This is a genomic window from Microcystis sp. LE18-22.4A (assembly GCF_027531105.1).
In the GTDB taxonomy this organism is placed as follows: Bacteria; Cyanobacteriota; Cyanobacteriia; order Cyanobacteriales; family Microcystaceae; genus Microcystis; species Microcystis aeruginosa.
Genome location: NZ_JAPZRB010000603.1, coordinates 1 through 2711, shown reverse-complemented (window position 1 = coordinate 2711; position 2711 = coordinate 1). Strand labels below are relative to the sequence as shown.

1 protein-coding gene is annotated in these 2711 nt (G+C 42.5%); it reads right to left on the bottom strand.

Translation table 11 applies throughout. From position 1 onward, the window contains the following. Positions 1–62 precede the first annotated feature (62 nt). The gene (locus O9295_RS25865) at positions 63–2579 is read right to left on the bottom strand and encodes an aKG-HExxH-type peptide beta-hydroxylase (RefSeq protein ID WP_288036153.1); all 2517 of its coding nucleotides are present in this window, start codon (positions 2577–2579) and stop codon (positions 63–65) included. Positions 2580–2711 lie beyond the last annotated feature (132 nt).

The window sequence follows — 2711 nt, the reverse complement described above, 5'->3', positions numbered from 1 at the left end:
TAAGAGTTTGTGCTGCCTATTTTTTCGGAAAAATAGGTTGTAATGGGAGACTCTTTGTTTTCCTAGACAAAAATAATTACTTTTTCAAAAAAACACTTTTCTATTTTTTTGTTGGGTATTTTATTCTCTGGAAGTCCCTTACGGGTACTAGCTACTACCCCTGTTTCCGAAAGACCATAGGCTAAACTGAGAACATCTGCCGGCAATGCCAAGGGCTGTAGGGTTTCTAGAAAAGAACGACAGGTTTGCGGGACAATTTTCTCGGCACCGAGTCCAATAGTTTGCAGTGAGGATAAATCCCAGGGCTTTTGAGCAATAGCTTTAACTTCCTCTATAATCCTTGTCATCGCAAAGTTGGTTAATACCGTTGTCTTGACTCTATACCAGTCAACCGTCTCTATCCAACGTAGGGGATTTCCGAAAAAGCTGGCCGGGGGAAGATAAAGGGTTTGACCCAATTTGGGCTTAATTATGCTCATTCCCGAAGCATTATCGCAAGGAATCCAAGTTAAAAAACAGCTAGATTCATGATCATGTTCATTTTCGCCGAGAAATTGCCTGATAACGGTTAAAGCATCAAAGGAGACCAATTTGGGATTACCAGTTGTTCCAGATGTAGTCAGCAACAGAGCTAAGTCTTCCGGTTGGTGGGTGTGAAAATTCTGACTAGGAGCAAAGTTCTCGGCCTTTTCAAGGGTTAAAATCCTGGCATCAATAGGCTGACTGCGGGTTTTCATCGATGCTGCCAGTTCTTTTGTCGTTAAAATGACGGGATTAGCTAAAGTTTGCCAAACTTGCTCAAGTTTATTGGCAGCAGGGGTGGTTTCAGGGCCATGAAAAGACACAGCAACGGGGACGGGGACAAAACCCCCTAAAAAGCAACTCCAAACCGCTGCTACAAACTCATGGCACTGTTCAATCTGGATAATGACAAAATCCCCGGGAGACAAACCTTGAGCTTGTAAATAACCGAGTAAAATGGTAGACCTTTGCCCAATTTCGCCGTAAGTCCGGTTTATTGGCGACTTTCCAGTTAAATCAACTAAATAACCCTGAGATGTCTTTTCTAGCTGTTGTTTTAAGATTGCCGCTAAACTAGATACTACCTCCAATTTACCGGTTATTGGTTGACCATAAGCGATCGCTGGTTTTTTGTCTTCCCCATTCCCTTCTGAAAAAGAGTCTAACCCTAAATTGCTCTGAAATTGTGGTTCTATTTGCCTAAAATGATCTAAACATTGGATATGCTTGGCAATAACTTCTTTAACCGTTAGAAATCGGGCTGTTTTTCTCTCTAGTTGATACTGAAAAGAGCCATTGCGGTGCCACTCTAGAGCGGGAGTATCGAAACCGATCCCTAACCGAGCGGCATCTTGGGCAATTTGAGCGACATTGCTTTGCAATTCCTGCCATAAATCCCGACCTAAATCAGTAAATTGGGCATATTTTCGCAATTGTTCCAGGCCAATTTGCAATTGGAGCAGGTTGGTCATTAGTTGACTTTTGGCAAAGTCCAGCTTTTCCCCCTCCGGATTACTGCGATAAAAATTTAACCAAAACCGAGTAACGGGTGTATAAACATAGACAGCATGAAAAATTCCTCTTAAAGGTCGTAAATCCTGTCGCCAAGGGGAATAATAAAGACTATTGGCCTGATTTTCCTCAAGGGAATTGCACAGGAGAGGGTTATTTTGTTCTATTAAAAATAGGCGATTATGGTGGAATTCATGAATAAAATTATCCGCCAAGCGGTAGGGATTATCGATAACACTACAAATTAATGCCCCCGGAAAGTCGGAACTACTTAAGTTGGTAAAGGTTCCTTCTTCTAGGGGTTTTAGGGCTATTACCTCCATAAAATAGTGTAATTGCCCAAAGGTTTGCGGATGATACTGCTCGATCAATGCTAATCCATCTCGCACCAGATTAATATATTTTTCTTGATAAGCCATTCCCGTTTTAACCACTGCTTGACCATCGGGAAAGGCTGGGGAATTGAAACAATAGGGCTGAAAGCGGAATTCTCCACCTTGAAGGTATAGGGTAGGGCATTGTCCAACTTTGAGATTTCCCCCTTTTAAAAGGGCATTGGCCGTTAATTCTAAGTATTCTCGCTGATTTTGACCGCCAACGTCTAATTTATTCCCCTCGATCCCATAAATTTCTACCTCCCCAGTCCCTTCCAAATAAAAAGATGTCCCCGGAATGGCTAGGGGCAAACGGCCATAAAAAGGGATTTTGAAATTATAGCTCCGTCCGGAAAGAAGGGCATGAGCGATCGCAAAGAGCTTGAATTGATTGAGATGAGCGATTAATGCTTTCAGGGGCGTTTTTTGCTTAATTTCGCCACAATATTGCCGAGTAACCGATGGTAAGGGTTTTTTGGTGAGGGCTGCTTTGACTAAATCAAAAGCCAATTGACACCAATGATAGGCGGCGGGATCTGACCAAATCCACAGGAAAAAATCGGCTTGATAGTTGCTTATCTGAGCAAAAGTTTCTAAAAATTCGCCTATTTCTCCCCTATGATCCTCAGATTCGAGTAAAGCACGATGGCGTTCAATAACTTTTTTTGACACTCCCCGCTCTAAAGAGACGGGGATTCTTGGTTCACAGAGATTACTTGCTTAGACAGAATTGCTTCTGAAAAAGTAGAGGTATTCTCTCCCCAAGCGTTTATTGGATCGAGCCCAAAGGTTCCGGTATGCCCT